This window comes from Neisseria sp. HMSC065D04 (assembly GCF_001815675.1).
GTDB lineage: Bacteria > Pseudomonadota > Gammaproteobacteria > Burkholderiales > Neisseriaceae > Neisseria.
The window spans coordinates 1-652 of record NZ_KV821455.1; the positions used below are offsets into that span (position 1 = coordinate 1).

1 protein-coding gene is annotated in these 652 nt (G+C 45.6%); it reads left to right on the forward strand.

Annotated elements, in window-relative coordinates:
• The first annotated feature begins 145 nt into the window (after positions 1 to 145).
• Complete coding sequence (locus tag HMPREF3050_RS00140) at positions 146 to 634, forward strand: type IV pilin protein (protein WP_094113267.1); 489 nt, start codon at positions 146 to 148, stop codon at positions 632 to 634.
• The last annotated feature ends 18 nt before the right edge of the window (positions 635 to 652 follow it).

A 652-nucleotide genomic window follows, 5' to 3' on the forward strand; every position in this document is an offset into this window, starting at 1 on the left:
GCCCGCCATAAGGACGATAAGATACCGACCTCATTTTATAAGGGATTGATTCAGAAACAGTTCGGGCTTGCCGCAGGCAACTTCGCCGTATGGTTTTGAAGTGCGAAAGCTTCAATCCCCATTTTGATATCACACAACGATAAAGATGAAATGTCCGGTTTATTTTTCGAAAGGGGGCGGAATGAAGGAAATTCAGCAGGGATTTTCTTTGTCTCAACTGGTTTTTACCATCATGATGGTGGGGATTTTAACGTCGATTGCCTACCCGTCTTACCAAAAATATGTTGAAAATACCAAGCTGCAGGAAGTGCGGGCAGCCATGATGGAAAACGCCCAATTTCTGGAACGTTTTTATCAAAAAAACGGAAGTTTCAAACAAAGTTCCACCCAATGGCCGGATTTGCCGATTAAGGAAATCGGCGATTTTTGCATCAAGGTGCAAGGCGACGCCAAAGGCACGCCGGACGGGCGGTTTACCCTGAAGGCAGTAGCGCGGTCGGATAAAAATCCCAAGGTATTGAAAATCAACGAAAGCTTTGTCACGGTATCGTGTGAAACGACCGAAAGCACCTGCGAAGACAAGGCGCAGCATTTCGCCAATACGGACAAATCATGCAAGATATTTGAGTCTTGAGGCATATCGATAGCAAAA

What these genes read in the sequence shown, in the direction of transcription:
- HMPREF3050_RS00140 (WP_094113267.1), top strand. Translation starts at nt 146, where the DNA reads ATGAAATGTCCGGTTTATTTTTCGAAAGGGGGCGGAATGAAGGAAATT.